The sequence below is a fragment of the Leptolyngbya sp. FACHB-261 genome, from assembly GCF_014696065.1.
GTDB lineage: Bacteria > Cyanobacteriota > Cyanobacteriia > FACHB-261 > FACHB-261 > FACHB-261.
In genome coordinates, this window is sequence record NZ_JACJPL010000013.1 from 145,211 (window position 1) to 166,544 (window position 21,334).

A 21,334-nucleotide genomic window follows, 5' to 3' on the forward strand; every position below is an offset into this window, starting at 1 on the left:
ATGCCTGCAAGTTCTCGGTGGGGACGTGACCGAAAGTTTATCTGTTGGAGGTCAGGAATTAAGCTATCGTGAGATTGTTGGTGAGGCAGTGCTTTAGGGTTAGTAGTTAGGCAACTAAAACTTGAAATGTCTACTCTGATTCATCGTCGGGTTGAGGAAGCACGTCAAGGCATTAATCCAGCAGTGATTTGTCGGGTTCCATCAGGCTGGGTAGTGCTTGGCGATGTGCAGTTCTTGCAGGGTTACTCTCTTCTACTACCTGATCCAGTCGTGCCAAGTCTGAATTCTTTAGCAATGGAGCAACGCACAAGCTTCTTGCAAGACATGACAGTTTTGGGTGATGCTTTGCTTGAGGTTACTGGCGCAGTTCGTATCAACTATGAAATCTTGGGTAATAGTGAAGCGGCGCTACACGCCCATGTGTTTCCGAGGTTTACAACCGAGCCAGAAGAGAAGCGGCGGAAGCCCGTATGGTTTTACGATTGGGCAAGTGCGCCTCCACTTGATTTGAAGCGGGATCAGCAATTGATGCGTAAAATTGCGGCATCGATTCAGCAGCGTCAGGAAATTGTGGAGAGTTAATAGCACTGTGGAGCGTCGCGGCGGCATAACAACCCGGCTGAAGCAGACTGTTGGGAGCTTTGGTGGGAATATAAAAGTTACTTGCAGCCGCTCAGCTGGAACATTAGGCAGCTTCAATTGTCGGTATGGTCGGTAGTTTGAATATCTGTAGCAATGGTTTTAAGTTACTCGCTCTGCCCTTAGGTTAAAGTCGGTAGACTTCGTACGCGAGGGACAACAAAGTTTGTGCCTACCGAGAATATTAGGAAACTGTTTTCCAACTGGAATAGTAGTTCAGTACTTCAAGCTAGCTGCGCCGCCGATCGATTGTCTGCCATAGAGGATAGCTCCAAAACCAGTAACATACATCAACAAGCTATAAACGGCAGCGGGCACAGCCATGTCGGGATTGTTGAGTAGACCAGCAGTGATGGCGAGCGCCAACGTTCCATTTTGAATGCCCACTTCAATGGCGATACAGATCTGTTGAGCCAGCGGCAGCCGAAACAACTTTCCAGCAAGAAATCCTGCTAGCGTTGCCAGTAGGTTGAGCAGCAATGCGCCGACTCCCACCTGCACCAGGAATCCTGGGAGCTTACTGCCTTCTCTTACCAGCAACAGCACAATAATCAGCGCTAATAGTCCTACGGCAAGGCGGCTCATTTGCTTTTCTAGGCGACGTGCTGTGTCAGGAAACTGGTGACGAATTGCCATCCCGATCGCTGTAGGCAACAGCGTGATCAGGAAGATTTGCAGGATGGTAGTGCCAATCGGCAAAGCGAGCGCAGCACTTTTCCCTAGGAAATACTGGAGCGCCAGATTTGTAAAAAGGGGAATCGTAAACACGGTGATAATGCTGCTGACTGCCGTGAGCGTCACCGATAGAGCAACATCGCCCTTTGCCAGATAGGTAATAAGATTAGAGGAAGGACCGCCGGGACAGACTGCCAAAACAAGCAGACCCACAGCGATTTCCGGTTGCATGGGAACTACCAGTGTGATCAGGCTCCCAATCAGCGGCAGCAGCAATACCTGGCAGACCGTGCCCACTGCAACTGCCTTGGGGTAGCGAGTGATTCGCTTAAAATCTTCTGGAACCAAACTTAGTCCCATACCTAGCATGACAATTGCTAGAGCCAGGGGCAGTAAAACAGAGGTGAATAAGTTGCTCTGCATAAGTGCTAGAAATTGACAACAGGAGAGAATTTGATCTGTTCAGACCAGAAACAAAATAGCACCCATTGCACCTTAATCTTTACAAATATCATCAGTGAGTATTAATTTCACAAAAGCACTGCCTAACAACGCCCATGTACGCCGACCGCCGAGAGTTAGTTGGCTATGATGCAAAGGTTATCTGCAGCAGGTGATGGGCAGCGTTGGGCTACTCAGGCTATGGGTGGGAACATAATCTAGAGCTTGTCCGCTGTAATTTGAGAAGGTATTGCTGGTTAACCGTGTAGGCTTCGTTGAGCTGCTCGTTCACGCCCAAGCATCGCCGTAGGTATTTATTACTTTGGAGTACTCAAAAGCTATTTCCGCGACCGCCGATGTTATTTCCGCTGCCGCGGATGTTATTTCCGAGTACTCAAAAGCTGTTTCGGCGCTCGCCGATGTTATTTCCGTTGTCGCGGATGTTATTTCGGCGACCGCCAATGTTATTTCGGAGTACTCAAAAGCTATTTCCGAAGTCGCGGATGTTATTTCGGAGTACTCAAAAGCTATTTCCGCGACCGCCGATGTTATTTCCGAGTACTCCAATGTTATTTCGGCGGTCGCCATTGTTGATTCCAGTCCCGCCTAAGCAATAAATCGCAACAAACTCATAGGTAGAACCACAGACGAATTCCCAATTGATCAGTTCAACCGTCGATTCAATCCACAAAACTACTTAACCGAGGAAAAAGAGCACTCCGCCATCCTGAGAACAAATCAGTCAAGGAGCATCTATACGCCTCCTAAGCTCTTGCCGACCAATGCTTCAAGAAGCTAGGTCGAAACCGTGTAACGCCCACTTGCTGAGCAAAGCTTGCCAAGCCTATTCAGAAAGAACATGGAGGCTTACTCCATTCAGATACTGATGTTGCAGCAGCCCGACACTTCACGGTAGCGGACGAACGCGAGCCGCTGGTGCTGAGTTCAAGGCTCTCTGCCGCCGCTGCGTTTTGCCGTTAGACTGCTCAAAAAAGCTGCATAAGCGCTTAGAGACAACCATCATCTATAAGTAAAGCGAGAGATAGACTGCGATGGTTGATGTTGGACTAACTCACATAGCGCTCCCCGTTACAGATATAGAGCAAAGTATTAAATTTTACTCTGTCTACGCTCAAATGCAGGTTGTTCATCGTCGCATTGACGCAGAAACAGGGATTGCGGTTGTATGGCTTTCTGATCGCACTCGCCCTTTCGTCATTGTTCTCATTCAAACAAGCTCAGTGCATCCCGTTCTATCTCCCCTTGCACACCTTGGAGTTGGGTGTCAAAGCCGAGAATTTATGGATGCTCTTTGTGAGAAAGCAAAAAAAGAAGGTGTTCTGCTTCAGGAACCAAAAGATTCTGGATATCCGGTTGGATACTGGGCTTTTTTACGAGATCCAGACGGTCACACACTTGAACTATCTTATGGACAAGAAATAGGATTAACTGTAAACCAGTCACCATGAAAATACGCTACATCGGAACACCTCAGTCTAGTCAGTTAGTTGCAAAGGTTGTCTGCCTCCGGTGAGCTTGGTCGTTCGACTGTTCGTTCTGGGTTGAGACAGTGCTTCAAAGTTAACGACCAGTCACACAGTGCTAAGTTGGATTTCTTCAAAGCAAGTATAAAGTAAAGTGTTGGAATAATGTCGCATTTGCTTCACACTGAACGTTTAAGTTTGCGCTCCTGTCAGATGAGCGATCTAGATGCTGTACACCAGTTATGGAACGAGGCTGATGTCCGACGATTTCTCTTCGATAATCGACAAATCTCTGTCGAGGAAGCAAAATCGTTTATTGAAACAAGTGTGGTGAGCTTTGCTAGTCATGGCTATGGAATTTGGCTCTTTTTTGAGCATCAAAGCGCTCAGGTAGCAGGGTTTTCAGGTCTGCTGCATTCACTACAAGGTTCACCGAGTCTAATTTTTGGCACACGGCCTCAACTCTGGGGAAGGGGATATGCCAAGGAAGCTACACTTTCTATACTTCGCTACGCATTTGATGCGCTTGGATTGGAGAGAGTAGAGGCAGACGTTGATGAGCCTAACAAAGCGTCGATTCGAGTGCTTGAGGCATTGGGAATGTCTCGAACTCGTAGAGCGATCGTCAATGAGCGTCCATTGCTTTACTACGAAATTCAAACTTGGGGAAAAGCAGAAAGTACGAAGCTACCAGCAACCTAACAATTAAGCTGCACTAGAACGTACCCATCGGATCAGTCGGGTTGCAAAGTTTATCTGCGTCCGGTGAGCGCAGCCGTTAGGCATCACAACCCAGCTGGAATGCAGTTTAGGCAAAGTAGGGCGAAGCCTTTCGCCCATATAACGGAGGTAATAGATGTCCCAAACTGAACGAAGGCTGCAAGACCTTGGAATCGTTCTCCCGCAGCCACTCCAACTGCCACCCGGAGTTGTCTTTCCCTTCTCTTGGGTTCGGATCGTTGGCACGAGGGCACTGATCTCTGGGCGTGGACCTGTCAACCTAGATGGAACAATCGCCCAACCTCTGTTGAACTTCATCCGAATGACACCTAACAAACACATGCAGCGGAGCCCGCAAAGTGAATTCCGTATACTTCACACCAGTGCCGTTCGTGCGCCCGGTGATGCCTACCGTTATGCAGAAGAAGCTTGCAGGTCACTATGGAAGCCGATGTCACGTTAACTCCGTTCTCCAGCACCGAGGTCACGTTACTAAGACGTTGGCTAGTGGCTCCCCATGTCGCTGCTTGGTATCCTGACCCTGAAGACCATGTTGAGTGGGCAGCCAATCCACCAGCCGGTGGTGATCGAGCGCTGATCGCAGTCGGAGGTCAGACAGTTGGCTACGTTCGATGGCAGGCTGTGTCGCGTGAAATTTTGGATTCAGTTGGTCTTCACGAAATCCCCGCAGGATCGGTTGACGTAGACATTCTCATTGGTGAGCCGGAGTTTGTTGGTCGTGGGATCGGACCGAAAGCACTCCTGGTATTGTTGTCACAGCTTCGCCAGAGGCGAGATGTCCCGTTGGTTGGTCTGACTACAAGTGTGCAGAATCTGTTCGCACAGCGCGCCTATACCAAAGTTGGCTTTCGCATTCTGCGAGAATACAGCCCTCCTGGATATGGTCGTTGTTATCTTATGGTCTACAGTTTCAACGAAGATGCCTAACACTGCGTTAGTGCGGACGAAACAGTAATTATTGGTGGGCATCCGAGGTGATCTGACGCCGCACAACTTCACCGTCCGCCTGCTTGTTCACTTCCGTACCCAATTGTATTCGAGTGTCCTGATCGATCGCTCAACCTGTTTTTTAATCCCTGTAAATACCTTCTTCGTGCACATGCACCACATCCCTGCAACTTTTTGCCAATGTTTCCGTCTTTTCAGCAGAGCAAACGAAGTAGATAGTTACAATGCGTTGGTTCAGTGGGGTTGAAAACTAACAACTGGTTCGCCACCTACTTATTAGTCATTACTCTTAGTATCTTTGTCCTCACCATCCTGTGCGTTGCACCCTCTAACAAGAAGTTCATCCCATGACCAGCATGTTCTCAATTCAGTCTGCTCCCATACTTCTGTTCCTCTTTGTGGCGTATCTGGCTACCCTGGTGTACCTTGCTGTCTATCAAGGCAGAAGGTTGAGCCCTCTCCGGTTTGCAATTCTCACCGCATTCGTGCTCTACCTCCTTGCTGTTCTGCATCTTGTGTTGTTCCCCATGCAGATTCGTATTGGCAACCCTTATTCAGAAAATCTTTGGTACATTAACGCGATACCAATCCTCACTGCTGATCTTCACAGCTTCTTGTCAAGTATGCTGCTGATGGTTCCGCTTGGCGTGTTTCTCCCCTTGATCTTCCCTTCATCCTCGTCTATCAAAACCATTGCACGGCGAACGTTCAAACTCTCCCTAGCCATCGAACTCACGCAGTTTCTTACCAACATGATCTTGGGGAGTGCTCGCCTTCCCGATGTGAATGATGTGATTGCAAATACGCTGGGCGGGGTACTGGGATATCTGCTGTTCAAACAGATGTCACGTATTGCAGCCATTGACGAATTCTTCGATCGGGACGCACGTCCAACACGCTGAACGAACGGTCAAAGCACATCCGCAGCGCATACGATGAGTACAAGCCTCTTCAGCAACTGCGGATGGTAGTCGAACAACCGTGGTGCAGCGCGCTTGTGGTGTCGCCAGGGTTATTAGCAGCCGCTGACCAAGATCGTTATGCGGCTCGACTAGTCGGTGAGGACGCAACCGCAAGCTTACCCATTAGTGCTCAGCAATGATGTGAGCCATCTTATAAACTAGAGCTAATCCATAGTCGTGTTTATCTCGGTTAACCAGTGCTGTGATTGTTGTGCTAAAACCTGCCAACCTTGAAAAATGAAATGCGGCGGCTGAATATCCTGGTCCTTCACCTGTGTGCCCCGTGACCTTCCCATAAGGTGATTCTGTATCTATAAATAGTCCTAACCCATATCCTAAATTCCCAAATAACGGGAATTTTCCTAGGCTGTAATTAGGGTGGGACATTTGTTCAACAAGTGGCGGGTCGAGAATCTGCCCCCTAAATATTGCATCTATGATCATTGCAAGTTCTGGCGCAGTAGAAATGAAAACACTGTGAGCAACCCAGGCTGGATGATAGATGCGAGTTATATCTTGTAATTCATCTCCATTGAAAAAAGCGGAATAGCCTGAAGTCAGATGAAAACTATTATCTAAAGTTATTGGGACAAAAGATTTTTTCAAAGACAGAGGGCTGAAAATCACTTGATCTAAGAGCATCTGTATTGATAAACCTGTTGTTCTCTCAAGAATGCGTTTGAGTAACAGATAGCCAATATTGAAATATCCCCATCCTTTGCCTGGTGCGAATTGTAGTCCTTGGGTCTGGGCAAGATCTAGAAACGTTTCTGTCGACCAAGGAGAGCTAGGATTGGCTTTGACAGCCTCAGAATAGGCAGGCACTCCGCTGTAATCTGACAGCCCACTGGTATGGCTAAGCAGTTGACGAAGTGTGATGGAGGTATCTAGAGAAAGATCAGTTAGGTAGGCATGTACAGGTGCGTCTAGTTCAAGCAATCTTTTTCCAACCAGGTATAGTGATGCCGTTGCTATCAGGCTTTTAGTGATGCTGTAGATATAAAAACTGGCATCTGTAGACAGCAACCCTTCATGATCTTTGTTTTCACAGCCAATTCCTGTTTCGAGAAAAGCCTGGCCATTGATATGTACAGCGATCGCAGCACCAGGAGTCTGAGATTTAATAAGGGATTGTTGGACAACTAATTTGAGTTGCTCCCGAAGGTCTTGATCCACAGTAAAGTACTTGAATACACAGTAGTTCAGTTTGTATGGTAGGGGTTGTGTTGTGATCGCCGCGTAACAACGCGCTGAACCGGAGCGGGATATAGGTCGTCTGCTAAGTTGCAAATATTGTCGCCATCCGGTTGCTTCGATGTTAGCCTACTCAGGTTGTGGGTGAGAACATAATCTAGAGCTTGTCTGCTGAATTTGAGAAGGTGTTGCAGGGTCAACCGTGTAAATCTCGTTGAGCTACTCGTTCACACCACCAGCATCGTCTTAGGTATTTATTACTTTGGCGACCTCCGATGTATTTCCGCAGTCGCGGATGTTATTTCTGAGTACTCCGATGTTATTTCGGCGGTCGCCGTTGTTGATTCCAGTTCTGTCAAAGCAACAAACCCCAACAAACTCACCAGTGGAAACACAGCGGAAAGTTTCAGTCCAGGAATAGTTATGCCGCTGAATTTCGGCGGAGGCGTGATCGCAAGCTGATCTGTTAGTGACTATGTTTTCGAGGAACTAGCTTTCCTGAAATACGTCTTAAGAAGGCGAATGCTTTCATTAGTAAAACATTGCTAAGGTGCTCACAATGAATTCAAAGCAATTAGTGGTCTTAACGGGCAGTGTTGCTCTGGTATCAGCGGGTGCGATCACTGGTGTCCAATCTTTCAAAAACGAAGCTCCTGTTACTGAAATCAATGCTAATTATGAAGAACGCGTACGACAAGCCACTGCCACTGCCTTAACTCAACGAATCGCCCAAGTGGAAGTTGAAAAAGTTCTTCAGGGCGAAATATTTATGGAAGACGCACCTGTGATCACTCAGTTGAAAGAACAGCAATCCAGTCTTGAAAAACGCCTTACCCAGTTACAACCAGATAGCAGCCAAAGTGCAATTGTCGTCGTTACCGCTAGTGCTATCGAGTCTAAAATTGCTGATTTAGAAGTGCTCTACGCGCAAGACCAAGCGAAGTTTTCTGATTCTCACCCAGCGTTGCAGGTGCGTAAAGCTCAAATCGAAGCCCTGCGCCAACGCCTGACCACGCTACAGTAGCAAGGATACTGATTTGACAAAAGTTGTGCGGCGGCATAGCAATTCGCTTGGAGCAGATTGCCGAAAGCTGCTGGTATTGAGTTCAAGTCTTCTTGCAGCCGCTTAAGCGAACCGTTGTGCTGCTATCCTTGCTAGCTCCATGTCAATTATGAGATAAGTCTTTCTTAGTTGAACTGTCACGTCTCTCGGTAAATGGCAGGAATTTCGGCTCTTGCGCTCTTTTGGTGAAAATGGACTCGACCTCTCGTTCTTTTCGTGTGGAATCTGGATTTCAAGCTGCTCAAAAACCTAAATCACCTAAAGTGCGTAAGAGCCAAAATGGTTTGAAACTCGACAAATGTCACTCTGAGTTCTTTGAGGATGAAAAAAAGCTACTTTGGTTGATACTGCAAAATCCACACACCCTGATTCTTATGAGAGATGTAAATGTAGCCTCGGCGATCGACCAACACATCTTCGGTTTGCACAACTAGCCGATCTTCTGGAATCGGACCATATCGTTTTTCGGGATCAGGCGGAATAAAAAAGCCGATTTCTCGTGGTAGACGTGGTTTAGAAACATCAAAGATTCGCAAACCCGCATTGAAGTAAGTCAGGTACAACAGATCACCTTGCTGCTGCACATCTGGATTGTGGAGTAGATGATTGATGTTGTGCGGTCCCTGCCAACCTCCCTTCTCGGAAAAGTCACTGTAGCCGTAACCATCCGGTGGCATAGGACGCGGTAGAACTGACAGTAGGAAAGGATTTGCCGGATCACGAATGTCCACGATCGAGGCATGGGCAGCCGCTCCGCCACCGTAGGAAACATCTTCAGAGTTGACGTAAGCAATGCCTTTTTCTGGCAGCGGCAATACGCTGTGCACCCCAAAGCGGGCATGGAATGGTGGACTGAAGGGCAACCGTCCAACTTGACGCGGTTTTGAGACATCGCTGATGTCTAGTACAACCATTCCCGCTGCCCCGTAGGAGAGGTAGGCTAAGTTCCCGACAACATAGGGTGGTCCATGATGAGAAACATGCATTGCACCAGGCTTTTCACCCCCTGCGGTATGTTGTCCTGGAACCCACCACCGTCCCGTCTCACGCGGTTTCTCAGGATTACTAATATCCACAATTACGTAGATATTGCCATCATATCCTGGCATTCCGGCTGCCAGATGAATGTAACGTCCACCCGCGTAGAAGTTGCGATGGGTACCTGTGCCGCCTGTGCGAAATTGTCCCAACCGCTTTGGATTCACCGGGTCTTGAATATCCCAAATCAGAACGCCCTCATCAAACGCTTGTTGGTTCCCGCCAAAATTAGGAAAGATTTTCTCCAAAGCCGTGATCATGGTGTTCCCAGACACTTCCATTTGCAGTGTCCAGGTATTCCTGGGCCCCTCTAGGAATTTGGCAACTCTAGGTTGGGTTGGATCGGTCACATCCACAATCGACCAGCCAGAGTGCCAGGAGGGTCCGGTATAGAGATACCAACGTCCTTGACGCTCTCGAATCGACAGCTTGAATGCGGGTCTATCTGCCATGTCACAGTAGCCAACGACACGCACATTGTGAGCAATGGGTTCAGCCTGCCGTTTGAAGGACTGGCTGAAATGACCGCGTTGTGGTGTTTCTTGTAGGTAGGAACGGTTGAGAATTGTGGGCTGATCAACCATTTGAGCGGGTTGTTGAGCCGCTGCTTTTTTGCCCAGCACCGCACTGGTAAACCCGGCTGCTGTGAGGGCAAAGAATGATCGACGATCGCAAAAACCACACATAATTTACCTGTCTTGAGTACAACCTGAATAGAACAATTAGACACCTTCAGCAAGCGATTGAATCACAACCTGATTGGTTTGTAGAAACGGTATGAGCAAATGATTTCGGCTTCTGTTATAGCTCACGTCTTCGGCGGGTGATGCTAATGCTAAAAGAAACTTTTCAACTCGTCCATCCTCAATTAACCTCAGTACCCAGCGGATAGATCTCGTAGCTCTCTCCACAAGTCACACTTAGAATTTTGCTGTCATTTAAAGTTGTCCTTGTTCTTAAAAGTGATCACTATGTTATGTGTTTGATCGTACATCTGAGTCGTCTGCGTATTGAATCTGAAAATATGCGGAAAGATTCTGCCTATCTACTTGACTTATGGTGTTATACGGAAAGCATCCGCCTACACCACTATAGAGGTGTGATACGGAAACTTTCAGTTCAATAATAATTAGCCTGGTAAAATTGCTAAACAATGCCTCACTTGTAAGCTGTGTGCAGTCAGAGTAGGAGTAAGTAGTGGAATCAACGTTCTTGCTTCACAAGCCAGTCAGTTACGGAAGCTCCTTTGCAAACTCCCTCTTCTTGATCATGCTTTTACCCCACATCATCGCTGGGGCGATCGCACCGATCTCGGCTATTGTGGCCTTCACAGCGCGAAAGGGAAGCAAATCACACGTGCGCTCCGGACGCCTTTTCGCTTGGTCGATGGTCACCGTGGCGCTCACGGGTATCCTGCTCGACGTGGTTCGACTCTGCTTTTTCGTACAAGAAAATCATACGAAATATGCAGGCTACTCCATGCCCAGCACCTGTCCGGCACGCCTAGGCTTTCTGTTTGTGGGTCTCTGTATTCTCTACATTTTACGAGAGGTCACACCGCCGCGTGTATTCCGTCGGCAGTCCAGAGAGACGGTTGCCACAGTGGTGCCCAGCCTGCTCGTTGCGACCGGACTAGTACTCACGCTCATCACCGCTTTGCGACTCAATCCGTGGACTGGTGCACTGTGGATGATCTGGACGTTCATTCTCATTGTTATCGTCATGGCACGAACAACTTCGTCCTCGGACAATAACCGTGCGACGGATGTGGCGCGACATCGCTTTGGCATGAGCTGCTTGGCAGCATTCAGTTGGTGGGGCGCGCTTCAGGGGTTTGGGCCAGCGATCGCCATCGCGATCAAGGGCGACGATCTGTCTACCAGCGCCTATCTGGGCAACCAGCCTGGTCCGTTTTCGCCAGCGTTTTTTCTCTTCCTCGTCAGCTGGGCACCGTTCTTTCTCCTCGCAGCATATCTGATTCGCCGCTCCACTAAGTTGCGTCACATCTAACTAGGCCACTGCAGCAAACGATCTAAGCACGATGATGCTGAGTTACGCTTTACTTATCGCCGAGTTCAACCGTTAGATCAACGCATAAAATAATTATTGTCGGCACTATTTTCTACAGGTTTTGAAAGGACTTTACAAGAAATGCCATGATGAACCAAGAAACTCCCCCACAAAACGTCATTGACTGTTTGCAGATCATCTTGGATGCTACTGTTTCAAACGATTATGATCTTTTTACCACGGTAGGTAATTCATCTTACAAAGCAGGCATTACCAAGCAAATGTTTGAAGGTGTTAGTGAACAGATTGCTCCACGTATGTTAGAGGGATATACAACCGCTTATCTTGGTCATTTGAAACAACTTCACTATCAAATCTATTTGTGGAAGCTAAGCTTTGAAGATGATGGAGACGAGTTTGTAATACGCATGACTATGGATAGAGACAAAGTCGCTGGGATTTTGATCGCGTGACGCCTATGTCGGAAACATGCTGTAAGGCACGATATAACAAATCGTTGCAATGGCGGAATAGACCTAACCACTTGTGATGCTGAGGTTTTAGCCGCTGTTGAACTCAATCGTTATGCAGCACAGCAATTCCCTCCTGAAAGGCCGCCCATCCCCTTGATCAGCTAGTCATGTCAATATCCAATGCTCAGAATGCTTGACATGCCATACATCACAGCCTATCATTCAACTATATGGTTGAATCGAGTGTTGCTCTCGATATGATTTTTGGTGCTCTCGCCGACGCGACGCGGAGAGACATCCTTAAGCGTGTATCGAGAGGAAAACACACCATAAGCGAATTAGCGGAACCGTATGCCATGTCTTTAGCAGCGGTTGCAAAGCACATCAGCGTGCTTGAGAAAGCAGGACTCGTGACCAAGTGTCGAAGTGGTAAGGAGAAAGTTATTCATGTCGAACCAAAGACAATCAAACTAGCTGCAGCGCACCTCAGCGAATATGAAAAAGTATGGGGTGCCCGCTTCGATGCCTTGGAACAATTGTTAGAAGAAAATTGACTAGTAGGAGCACAATTGTATGGCACATCTGAAAGTAACGGTCCCAGAAAATTCACAGAATATCTTGGGCACCGTCACAATCAATGCTTCATTAGAAAAAGTATTTGAAGCATACGTCAAAGAGGAGCTCTTCGCTAAATGGTGGTGTCGCGGTAATTCGATGAAAGTTTACCATTTTGATTGCAAAGACGGCGGGAGCTGGCATATTGCCGAGCAATCAGAAAACGGCAATGAGTATGAATTCACTGGCTGTTTTCACGAAGTAGCTAAAAACAGACGTATTGTGCAGACGTTTGAATTTTTAGGGATGCCAGAGCGTGGACACGTCATGCTGGAAAAAGCCGAGTTTGTGGCTATTAACGAACATACAACTGAGATTCGTACACACAGCACCGCAATGACTCAAGAAGACCGTGACGGCATGGTTGCAAGCGGAATGGAAAGCGGTTGGAGTCAGTCAGTTGAAGCCCTCGGCAAGCTTTTAGAATCAGAAAATTAATTACAACCTGCTTTTTTGAAAGACCAGTCTTGGTTAGAAGCTAGCGACTTCAAAGAGTCAATTCAGCAAAGCATTGCAATTAATTTAGTCAAAATTGAGAGGTGAAACTCAATGTTTTACGTCGATGGCTTTGTTATAGCTGTACCTACAGCCAACAAGGAAATTTACCAACAGCATGCAGAAGCTGCGGCTATTGTGTTTAAGGAATATGGTGCATTAAAGTTGGTCGAGTGCTGGGGTGACGATGTTCCAGAAGGGGAAGTTACTTCATTTCCTATGGCAGTTAAGCGCAAAGAAGATGAGACTGTCTGTTTCTCCTGGATTGTTTGGCCTTCACGCGAAATTAGAGACGAAGGTATGGAGAAAGTCATGGCAGATCCACGTATGAAGCCAGAAACCAATCCAGCTATTGAGATGGTGTTCGATGGAAAACGAATGCTCTATGGTGGCTTCCAGATGATAGTTGATGCATAGATTAAACTATGTGTTCTTGAGTTAACTGGAGACACTGCATAACGTTCCGCTTGCACACCGACTGTACTGAATTGGTTAATTGAAAACCAAAGGTTACTAGTGGCAGGTGAAGCGGAACGTTATATGGCTTGTTTTATTAGGTGTGGCAGTTATTAAAAAGCAGTTATTAAAAAGATGTCCACGAATGTTTGAAAATTAAGTTTAGCTTGAGCCTCTAAATCAGCGCTTGATACCTAAATATCGTTCGTTTTCATACATTACAAGCTCGGCATCCAGTCAATCAGATATTATACTGCTCTAAGATTAAGGCCACTCGACAGACAGAGTGAGGAAAGCTGACCGTCTTTTCCAATTAGTGAATCTCATCAAATCTCACCAACCTATTACAGCAGAGCAACTAGCCGAGCGGATTGGTGTTTCTGTGCGTACAATTTACCGCATCGATATAACAACCTGGTTGGAGCGGACATTGAGAGTCTTTTCGTCTATTATTTAAGTTCTCTCATTGCCGCTCAATCGGAATGTTAGATCTCAGAACATGCACTTTACTAAACGAGGCAACTTCTATCAGGCTTCCAGGATTACAGGGCCAAGGCACAACTTCCTCGCCATAGCCCTAAAGCCGGGCCACACTCGTGAGACAGTTATCGAGGCTCTGCCGCCTGTTGGTGAGTGCCGCCACGCTGCTTTGAGTGCGGAAGCTATTCTCTCCTCTGTTACCGAAGGCGTGGTGGAGGCGAATTCTAGATTCGGGACGGATTACGGAGTGAGCCACATCTATTATGTGGAGAATGACACGCCGCCCGAGGCTGTTTACGGCTTTATGGCGCATGAGATCATTAAGCAGCTGAATAGCGGGGGTGAGTTTGTAGAGGTGAAAGAGAGCGAGAAGAGTAGTGGGGCGTGAGGGGTGGACTGAAACCCAACAGCAGCCTGCACCGACCACCGACACGGAGTCTGTCGTCAACAGCAGAGGTCTAGGGCAACGGGTGATGCTGGGCGTTATGCCCATACCAAATTGTTGGAGCAACCATGACAGACGCTGAAGAAAGTAATCTAGCTCTAGTGCGCTCTTATCTGGCCGCCCTTGAAGCAGGCACAGTGGGTGAGGATCTGATTCAATTCTTCACCCCTGATGCAGTTCAAGTAGAGTTGCCAAACCTTTTAAATCCGAAAGGAGGTGAAAGTGATCTTCCGACCATACTTGTGCGGTCTAAACAAGGGCAGAAGCTACTAAGCACCCAGCGCTATGAGATTCGCTCTGAAATTGTCCAGGGATCGAGGGTAGCAGTCGAGGCGTTATGGACAGGAACGCTTGGGCTTGCACTGGGTGAATTGGCTGCTGGCTCAACGATGAGAGCCTACTTCGCGGTGTTTTTTGAATTCAGTTATGGTCGAATCCGATCACAGCGCAACTATGACTGCTTTGAACCATGGCAACCTCAACCGAACGGCACAACCCAGGTAAATCAATCTTTCCGGCATTTAAAGGCAGCCTAACAACCCGGATGAAGAGGACTGCCAAAGTTGGTAGGTTTTGCAGCAGAGGTTACTTAGATCCGCTCAGCTGGAACGTTAGACTTATTGGACTGACTTGAAAAATGTAACGGTGGTGAATAGTGAAAACTGATCCCGTTCTGCACTTTTTCTGTGGAAAAATGGCATCAGGAAAGACAACGCTGTCGAGAAAGCTGGCATCAGAACATAATGCCATTCTAATCAGTGAAGATATCTGGTTGTCGAAGTTGTACCCAGAAGAGATTGTTACCTTCGATGATTATTTGAAATATTCGTCACGCTTAAAACCTGTAGTCTTAAAACACGTGCAAGATATTCTGGCACAGGGAATATCTGTTGTTCTAGATTTCCCAGGGAATGTTCCTTCTCAGCGACAATGGTTTCGTTCAATCATTGAAGCAGCCAACGTGAATCATGTGCTTCATTACATTGTTGCGTCCGACTCCTTATGCAAAAAGCAATTGCGGAAACGAAACGCTGAACAGCCTGAAGGTTCGATGGTCATGTCTGAGGCAGACTTTGACTACATCACCTCATATTTTCAACCACCGACTGCAGACGAAGGCTTTAACATCATTAGATATGAGTCCAATTAATTGGGTTCATTAACCTAGCAAAAACCTAACAAGCTCGTTGCACCCCGACTATACAGGGACAATGGCTGAGTGTGAAAAGCTTTAATGGCAGGTGGAATGAGGGCGTTAAGTTACTGATACGAGAAAGCTTATAGGCACAAGCGTCAGGTCATAAGCATCAGGCTGCAATAATGCATTCAGTGTCCATCAATAAAATCCATTACAGAGGCAAAGAGGTGAGAAATGACGGGGTCCCCTCCCACTGAGCGCGACGCATTCAAGCAGTTCGAGCGCAATGGATTCGACCGGATAGCTGAAGGATAGGATGCGATCGCGAAGGACCTCTCAGGTTGATGAAGCCATATTAGACGCGACTGATGGAGAATTGAATTATATGTATCGAGACAAAACTATCCTCGTTTTCGGCGCGACAGGCCAGCAGGGCGGCTCCGTGGCAGGTGCCTTGCGCGCAAATGGTTGGCGGGTCAAAGCACTAGTTCGTGATACGAAGACCGATAAGGCCCAGACGCTCGCATCTCAAGGGATCGAGACAGTCCGTGGCGATCTAGCAGACGTACGGTCTATCCAGTCCGCAATGGCAGGTGCCTACGGCGTTTTCAGCGTTCAACCCAGCTCTGGCCAAGGGGCAGCCTATGGGGTTACCGATGATGATGAGATCCAATATGGCAAGGCCGTGGCAGACATCGCAGTCGCGAACAGTGTTCATCATCTCGTTTATAGTTCCGTAAACGCCGCTGGGCCAACCAAGACCGGCATGGGGCATTTTGATACCAAAAGTGAGCTTGAGGAATATATTCGCGGTCTGAATATCTTGCACACGGTCATCCGACCGAGCGCGTTCATGGAAATCCTGACGTTACCCGGTATGGGGCTCGATAAAGGCACATTCACATTCTTCATGAGAGCAGATCAGCCGATGCAGTTCATTGCAGTCGAGGACATTGGCAAGATAGTGGCCGGAATTTTCGCTGATCCCACGAAGTTCGGATCTCAGACTATCGAGATCGCTGGCGACACCTTGACGGGGGCTCAACTGGCTGAAAAATTCGCTCGGACAGCGGAGCGTCCCATCGCCTATCATCGGTTTCCGGACAGCCTGCTTGAACAGAACGCTTTCCTCGGCGGACTAGCTAGGCTTGTCGATCAGGGCCGACTAGCCGGCAGTGCGGACATTGCAGCACTTCGGAAAGAATTCCCTGGGCTGCTCACGATGGACGAGTGGCTCACAGGTGCTGGAAGGTCTGCGCTTCTCGCTGCAATTCAAGCTGACGGCGGTGACGTCGCACTTCGGTAGAGGTGGCATTTGCTGAGGCAGCGAACGCCTCTTTGCACGACCGCTTCTGGGTACGGTGTCGACTGCAGTGGGGTATCACGCCGCAAGAGAAAAATCGCTCTACTTATTTACCCCTATTTTGCAACGGGTCTATTGATTGTCGAATAATTCACCCTTTTTGAAAAAAACTGCATAAGCTCAGCGACTCAGCCTTAAGAAGCTATAGGCGCTGTTTTTCGCTTTTAACAAATGCTTATTCATCCCAATCAATCTAAACAAGCTCCATTCCCGGAAATATCTCCAGAGTTGTCGCAGTCACCGAAATTGCCCACGAAATTTCAGCAGGCCTTAGCGAATAAACGGTACATCCTGAGTGTAAAGCTTTTGTTGAAAGGGGATTGTGATGATCATGGAGCACGAAGGATAGCTCATGGTGTTACCGGGATTATTGAGCTAGAGGGTTGGGACGAGGAATGGAATCAATTAACAGAATCCGAGCTAGTTGGTGAAGAGCCAAAACCAATTGAGATTGGTTACATTTCAGGATGGCGCACGCTTAGCTCTAATCCGAACAAAGTTCTACTTTGGTCTGATCGAGTTAATTCTGATGTTTGCTCGGCATTTAATTGGCTGATTGCCCAGCGGGCTGAGTTTGGTGTAGAAGCAGCCTTGTTCATTGATCAGGTCGTCCTTAAGCCTTGTTGGCGAGGACAGCAACTCGCCTTGAGAGCCGTCGCTACCTACCTAGATCTAGTCGGCTGCAAGTTCGTGTTCTTGCAAGTTGCTCCCTTAGATGTGAGCCACCTAACACCTCAGCAACAAGACTCGATAAAACATCGATTAAGACGCTACTGGCAAAAACTAGGACTGAAACACTATGATCCAGCAAACAATATTGTGTGGACAGACCACTGGCAATGTCCCCAATGGTTGCAGTCTGAGGATGACTATACTTATATTTCTTAAGATGCTTTCTGGTGTTTTAACACTCACTAGGAGCGATCATCTAATCCGAGACGAACTAGCACTGAAGTAGTGCGTTCACTGAATAACCGTAAATATTTAGATGTAGGCCAGAGAGGTGTGCAATGCGTGTTCAACGAATGTGGTTCAAGCTTTACTGTATAGGCTGGAGACATGGCTCCCTGAAGCGTCCCCTCCCCCTCCAACACTGGTTGCTTAATATCTTTCTTTGCTATCGAAAAGGCTATACCGAAGGGTCGAAACGGAGGCTACAGAAACGCTTAGAACATCTGCTATTTAGTAACGCTGCTGAGCAAAGGCACTTTTGAGAACCTGAGGTTAGTCAGGTACCTCCACCTGAGTAACGGATGACAGTTCCCCCTAGCTAATTGCTGACCAAGGGAGCATACAATCGGGAACGATCACTGGTGAAAGCGATCAATCCGGACGGCTGGTTTGATACGAGCGATTTGGGCATGGTCACGCGCTGCAACAATTTGATCATCACTTTTAGAGCGGAGATAAAACAGGACCATAAGCATGTGGTTTCCCCAACAACAATTTGATGACCAACCGACTCGTTTGATGCACGACCTCTACAGCCATAATTAGACAAGTAGTTAACCTGGCCACAGTAAAAATGTCTTCCCCAACTGATCTAGAGCTAGAGCACACAACCCTGTTTGAGCAACTGCAGAGCATTTTGAGCGAGTTATATAAAGAAGTAACCCAGCAGATTGCGGTTTTGCCCCTGTCAGATCAACCACTTCAGAGCTTTAGCAGCCCCGATGGCAACGTGACAGGCTCACTCTTGTCCTTCACTGGAGAGGAGCTGGATTGGATGGTTCACTCGTGGATTAATGCCGCTCAAATGAGATTTAGCACCATGCGCCTGACTCTTTGGCTAAGCCCACTGATTCAGGTACCTCACCTAGCGTTTGAATTTGGCACAAAGCCCGATCTCTTCTTCTATATTGACTACATCCCTAGAGTTGATTTGTGGAGTGATTTAAGCTACACAGAACGCTACTATGACTCTGTGAATGCAACTTATCTAGAATTAAGAGAGAATCCTAATCTGTCTTTGTTTGTGAGTAAGGCGCTGTACGTGAGGCAATTGCAGTCTCCAACGTCGCTTTGCTTTACTTGCCCTGCAACAGAGGATTCTCTTTCGTTTATTCGGAATACTGCCCATGAAATGTGTTCTCGCTGGTTAACTTGGGTTAAGCAGGCAGAACCTGTATCTGTCGATCGCCAAACTATACTGGCAGAACGTGATTTACTGCTGCGACGAATTACTGCAGAACGCGATCCAGGCAATGCTGTAGCAGTAAAAATCTTTGGGGCAGAGTTGGCAAACCGGTTGATCCGTTCGCTATGGAGCAAAGAACATGAGCAAGAAACATAGTGCCACGATGCCATCTTTCTAAAAAAGTCCGTTTTTTTAAAGACTAAACTGAGTACAGAGCGTTGGAGATTATGCTGTGAACCCTTCAGATTCTATGAATACAGAGACAGCAGTTGGTAAAGTGCTGCTGATAGGTGTGACTGGGGGGACAGGCAGCAATGCTGTCAAAGGACTGCTCGAACAGAATGTGATTGATCTACGTGCGATTACCCGCAAGATTGACCTTGAGCGTCCTTCCTTATCTAGACTGCACAATAGCGGTGTTGAGCTAGTTGAAGCAGATCTCGATGATGAGTCTTCGTTGAAAGCGGCCTTTGCAGGTGTTTCAGCCGTTTACTGCCACGCAACTGCCGGAGATTCTGCCAAGCCCGATCCACAAGAAATTGCAAGGGCAGAGCGAGTTGCACAAGCTGCTAAACAAGCCAATATCAGCCACTTTGTCTACAATTCTGCTGGAGGGGTCGATCGCAATTCTGGCATTCGTCACATCGAGCAAAAGCATAAAGTAGAGCAGATTCTAAAGCAGACGGGTTTACCAACTACAATGCTGAGGGCCTGCCTATTTATGGAGGAGTTCTGGAAGCAATACACCCGACCGTCTGTCCTTAAAGGGTCTTTTTCCTTTGCGGTTCAGCTCAACAGGCCGCTTCATCTGATTACGACAAAAGATATGGGACGAGTGGCCGCACATGTGATGAAGCACCGTTCTCAGTATGTGGGTCAAGAAATTGAGCTGGCTGGAGATGTGTTGACTCCTAAACAAATGGCGGAAGCATTCTCCAGGGCGCAGGGAAAACCGGTGATTTACAAAGAAATTCCTCCCTGGATTTTCTTACTTCTATTTCGCAAATCGCTATTTGATTTAATTCAGTGGTATCGCAACCAAGGCTATCAAGCAGATGTTCCCTGCTTAAGAGAGACATTTCCTGGGCTTCTGACTACCTTTGACCAATTTCTAAAAGAAACCGATTGGGCAAATGCAGAGTTGTCGTATCAAGATTTGTAGAACTTCAAAGACAGGTACGAACGATCAATCCCATATCCTATCTGCATGGTTTGTGTCACATGGTCATTCATAATACTGAGTCTAGCTGGGAGCAACTGTTAGAAGTTGCCCGCGACAATACTTCGGCTCGACGACTACGCAGACCTGGACAATCTCCTTCTACTGTCCCCATTGCGAGTAGTTTGCACAAACTGCCCACTGACACTGCACCTCCTGTTGTGCTTTATCGAGATACAAACTCTTGGTGTCCTTTTTGTGAGCGTGTTTGGTTTGCATTAGAGGAAAAGGAAATCCCGTTTGCAACTGAATTTATCGACCTGTTCAACAAACCAAAATGGTACACTGATTTGGTTCCGACAGGCCTTGTTCCGGCAGTAAAAATTGAAGATCAATTTGTTCACGAATCCAAAGCCATTCTTTTAGCGTTGGAAGAACAATTCGGGATAACATTACTTCCTGATAATCTAGAAGAAAACGCTATCGCAAGACAATGGATCGAGGAGGCAGAAACCGGCGGGTTGGAGCAAGCTGGCTACAAATTTCTGCTGGAAAAAACGTCAGAGGCGGATGGACTAGTAGGGCTGCAAGCTGCATTTGAAGCCAAACTAGACGAACTAGAGCAAGCGTTAGGGCAGTATCCTGGGCCTTACTTTTTGAGCACGTTTAGCTTGGTCGATATCACGTATAGCCCTCATCTCGATCGATTGGCTGCCACTTTACCAGTCTATAGAGACTATTCGATCAAGGGCAATCCTCGCTTTCCTCGGATCAGTGCTTGGTTTGTAGCATTGGCTGAGCGTCCTGCTTACCATCGGGTCAAGTCGGAAGATATTACCAACAATTTGCTGTTCCGTCGTTTCTGGGGAGCAGAACCGATCGCCAATCTAGTTCCTCCTGATCCAGCCATCAGCCATACGCTGGCCTGTCGAGCGGAAGCCGCAGAGCGGTTGAGCGACAATCATGAGCTTGCGATCGCAGATATTCTCAAGAACTCTGGTCTACAAGCGTTTTCAGGAGAAACTTCTGCACTCGAAACCGCGATCGAGAGCCATCTCAAACTATTAGCGACCTATCTTCTTTACGGCGAAGATACTCTACTTCCCTGGGGACGAATCGGGGGCAAAGATCAGAGCGATCCATTCGCTTCAGCCGTAGGAGCGATCGCCCTGACTTACGTGAGGAATCGCATCTGTGCACCGCGCGATATGAGTGCAGGTGCCGCGATCGCATTTCGTGCAGCCGTCGATCGACTACTGACATCGCTCTACTAACAAACACAAGGCAAGTTACAGAGAGAGGGCACTTCCAAAGGCCCCATTCACGATGCTCGCATGAGCATCGTTGTTTGTGTCAAGGCAAAAAGGGTTAGAAATTT

26 protein-coding genes are annotated in these 21,334 nt (G+C 47.6%); 23 read left to right on the top strand and 3 right to left on the bottom strand.

The window, feature by feature from the left end; genetic code table 11:
• Positions 1-126 precede the first annotated feature (126 nt).
• Entirely contained in the window at positions 127-582 is a 456-nt protein-coding gene (locus tag H6F94_RS05815; protein ID WP_190801279.1) for an HIT family protein, read from the top strand.
• Between the two features lie 273 nt (positions 583-855).
• Here H6F94_RS05815 and H6F94_RS05820 read toward each other — a convergent pair whose 3' ends face one another.
• Positions 856-1,737, bottom strand: coding sequence for a bile acid:sodium symporter family protein (locus H6F94_RS05820; protein WP_190801280.1), 882 nt, complete (start codon positions 1,735-1,737; stop codon positions 856-858).
• A gap of 340 nt (positions 1,738-2,077) precedes the next feature.
• Between H6F94_RS05820 and H6F94_RS05825 the strand changes: the two genes are divergently transcribed.
• The 7 genes from H6F94_RS05825 (at position 2,078) to H6F94_RS05855 (ending at position 6,030) form a co-directional block, all read left to right on the top strand.
• Complete coding sequence (locus H6F94_RS05825; protein ID WP_190801281.1) at positions 2,078-2,365, top strand: hypothetical protein; 288 nt, start codon at positions 2,078-2,080, stop codon at positions 2,363-2,365.
• Positions 2,366-2,807: 442 nt separating this feature from the next.
• Entirely contained in the window at positions 2,808-3,224 is a 417-nt protein-coding gene (locus H6F94_RS05830; RefSeq protein ID WP_190801282.1) for a VOC family protein, read from the top strand.
• Positions 3,225-3,404: 180 nt separating this feature from the next.
• Positions 3,405-3,941 carry a GNAT family N-acetyltransferase gene (locus tag H6F94_RS05835; protein ID WP_190801283.1) on the top strand — a complete coding sequence of 179 codons (537 nt, stop codon included), beginning with the start codon at positions 3,405-3,407 and terminating at the stop codon, positions 3,939-3,941.
• A gap of 154 nt (positions 3,942-4,095) precedes the next feature.
• Entirely contained in the window at positions 4,096-4,422 is a 327-nt protein-coding gene (locus tag H6F94_RS05840; protein ID WP_190801284.1) for a hypothetical protein, read from the top strand.
• Positions 4,401-4,907, top strand: a complete 507-nt coding sequence (locus tag H6F94_RS05845) for a GNAT family N-acetyltransferase (protein WP_190801285.1) — start codon at positions 4,401-4,403, stop codon at positions 4,905-4,907. Before H6F94_RS05840 ends, H6F94_RS05845 begins: the two co-directional genes overlap by 22 nt.
• A gap of 368 nt (positions 4,908-5,275) precedes the next feature.
• Positions 5,276-5,830 (top strand): VanZ family protein, encoded by a 555-nt coding sequence (locus H6F94_RS05850; RefSeq protein ID WP_190801286.1) that lies wholly within the window; start codon positions 5,276-5,278, stop codon positions 5,828-5,830.
• Between the two features lie 62 nt (positions 5,831-5,892).
• Positions 5,893-6,030: a hypothetical protein gene (locus H6F94_RS05855; protein WP_190801287.1), complete on the top strand. Its 138-nt coding sequence runs from the start codon at positions 5,893-5,895 to the stop codon at positions 6,028-6,030.
• Here H6F94_RS05855 and H6F94_RS05860 read toward each other — a convergent pair.
• Positions 6,014-7,066: a serine hydrolase domain-containing protein gene (locus H6F94_RS05860; protein ID WP_190801288.1), complete on the bottom strand. Its 1,053-nt coding sequence runs from the start codon at positions 7,064-7,066 to the stop codon at positions 6,014-6,016. The genes H6F94_RS05855 and H6F94_RS05860 overlap by 17 nt on opposite strands.
• A gap of 577 nt (positions 7,067-7,643) precedes the next feature.
• Here H6F94_RS05860 and H6F94_RS05865 point away from each other — a divergent pair.
• Complete coding sequence (locus tag H6F94_RS05865) at positions 7,644-8,108, top strand: hypothetical protein (RefSeq protein WP_190801289.1); 465 nt, start codon at positions 7,644-7,646, stop codon at positions 8,106-8,108.
• A 371-nt stretch (positions 8,109-8,479) separates the two neighbouring features.
• Here H6F94_RS05865 and H6F94_RS05870 read toward each other — a convergent pair whose 3' ends face one another.
• On the bottom strand, positions 8,480-9,871 hold the full coding sequence (locus H6F94_RS05870; protein ID WP_199320233.1) for an LVIVD repeat-containing protein: 1,392 nt from the start codon (positions 9,869-9,871) through the stop codon (positions 8,480-8,482).
• A gap of 511 nt (positions 9,872-10,382) precedes the next feature.
• On the opposite strand from H6F94_RS05870, the gene H6F94_RS05875 reads away from it, so the two are divergent.
• From H6F94_RS05875 to H6F94_RS05940, 14 genes are all read left to right on the top strand, one after another.
• Positions 10,383-11,195, top strand: a complete 813-nt coding sequence (locus H6F94_RS05875) for a hypothetical protein (RefSeq protein WP_190801290.1) — start codon at positions 10,383-10,385, stop codon at positions 11,193-11,195.
• Positions 11,196-11,341: 146 nt separating this feature from the next.
• On the top strand, positions 11,342-11,668 hold the full coding sequence (locus tag H6F94_RS05880; RefSeq protein WP_199320234.1) for a hypothetical protein: 327 nt from the start codon (positions 11,342-11,344) through the stop codon (positions 11,666-11,668).
• Positions 11,669-11,898: 230 nt separating this feature from the next.
• Entirely contained in the window at positions 11,899-12,222 is a 324-nt protein-coding gene (locus tag H6F94_RS05885; RefSeq protein WP_190801291.1) for an ArsR/SmtB family transcription factor, read from the top strand.
• A 19-nt stretch (positions 12,223-12,241) separates the two neighbouring features.
• Positions 12,242-12,721: an SRPBCC domain-containing protein gene (locus H6F94_RS05890; RefSeq protein WP_199320235.1), complete on the top strand. Its 480-nt coding sequence runs from the start codon at positions 12,242-12,244 to the stop codon at positions 12,719-12,721.
• 111 nt (positions 12,722-12,832) lie between these two features.
• Positions 12,833-13,195 (top strand): DUF1428 domain-containing protein, encoded by a 363-nt coding sequence (locus H6F94_RS05895; RefSeq protein ID WP_190801292.1) that lies wholly within the window; start codon positions 12,833-12,835, stop codon positions 13,193-13,195.
• A 325-nt stretch (positions 13,196-13,520) separates the two neighbouring features.
• Positions 13,521-13,691: an HTH domain-containing protein gene (locus tag H6F94_RS33510; RefSeq protein WP_396426420.1), complete on the top strand. Its 171-nt coding sequence runs from the start codon at positions 13,521-13,523 to the stop codon at positions 13,689-13,691.
• A gap of 42 nt (positions 13,692-13,733) precedes the next feature.
• Complete coding sequence (locus tag H6F94_RS05905; protein ID WP_190801293.1) at positions 13,734-14,102, top strand: hypothetical protein; 369 nt, start codon at positions 13,734-13,736, stop codon at positions 14,100-14,102.
• A 125-nt stretch (positions 14,103-14,227) separates the two neighbouring features.
• Complete coding sequence (locus tag H6F94_RS05910) at positions 14,228-14,695, top strand: nuclear transport factor 2 family protein (RefSeq protein WP_190801294.1); 468 nt, start codon at positions 14,228-14,230, stop codon at positions 14,693-14,695.
• A 119-nt stretch (positions 14,696-14,814) separates the two neighbouring features.
• On the top strand, positions 14,815-15,309 hold the full coding sequence (locus H6F94_RS05915; protein ID WP_190801295.1) for a P-loop nucleotide/nucleoside kinase family protein: 495 nt from the start codon (positions 14,815-14,817) through the stop codon (positions 15,307-15,309).
• Positions 15,310-15,613: 304 nt separating this feature from the next.
• Positions 15,614-16,603 carry an NmrA/HSCARG family protein gene (locus H6F94_RS05920; protein ID WP_199320236.1) on the top strand — a complete coding sequence of 330 codons (990 nt, stop codon included), beginning with the start codon at positions 15,614-15,616 and terminating at the stop codon, positions 16,601-16,603.
• Positions 16,604-16,906: 303 nt separating this feature from the next.
• Positions 16,907-17,548: a hypothetical protein gene (locus H6F94_RS05925; protein ID WP_190801296.1), complete on the top strand. Its 642-nt coding sequence runs from the start codon at positions 16,907-16,909 to the stop codon at positions 17,546-17,548.
• Between the two features lie 637 nt (positions 17,549-18,185).
• Positions 18,186-18,953: a red chlorophyll catabolite reductase gene (locus tag H6F94_RS05930; protein ID WP_190801297.1), complete on the top strand. Its 768-nt coding sequence runs from the start codon at positions 18,186-18,188 to the stop codon at positions 18,951-18,953.
• A gap of 94 nt (positions 18,954-19,047) precedes the next feature.
• Positions 19,048-19,959, top strand: a complete 912-nt coding sequence (locus H6F94_RS05935) for an NmrA/HSCARG family protein (protein WP_190801298.1) — start codon at positions 19,048-19,050, stop codon at positions 19,957-19,959.
• A gap of 59 nt (positions 19,960-20,018) precedes the next feature.
• Entirely contained in the window at positions 20,019-21,230 is a 1,212-nt protein-coding gene (locus tag H6F94_RS05940; protein WP_190801299.1) for a glutathione S-transferase family protein, read from the top strand.
• Positions 21,231-21,334 lie beyond the last annotated feature (104 nt).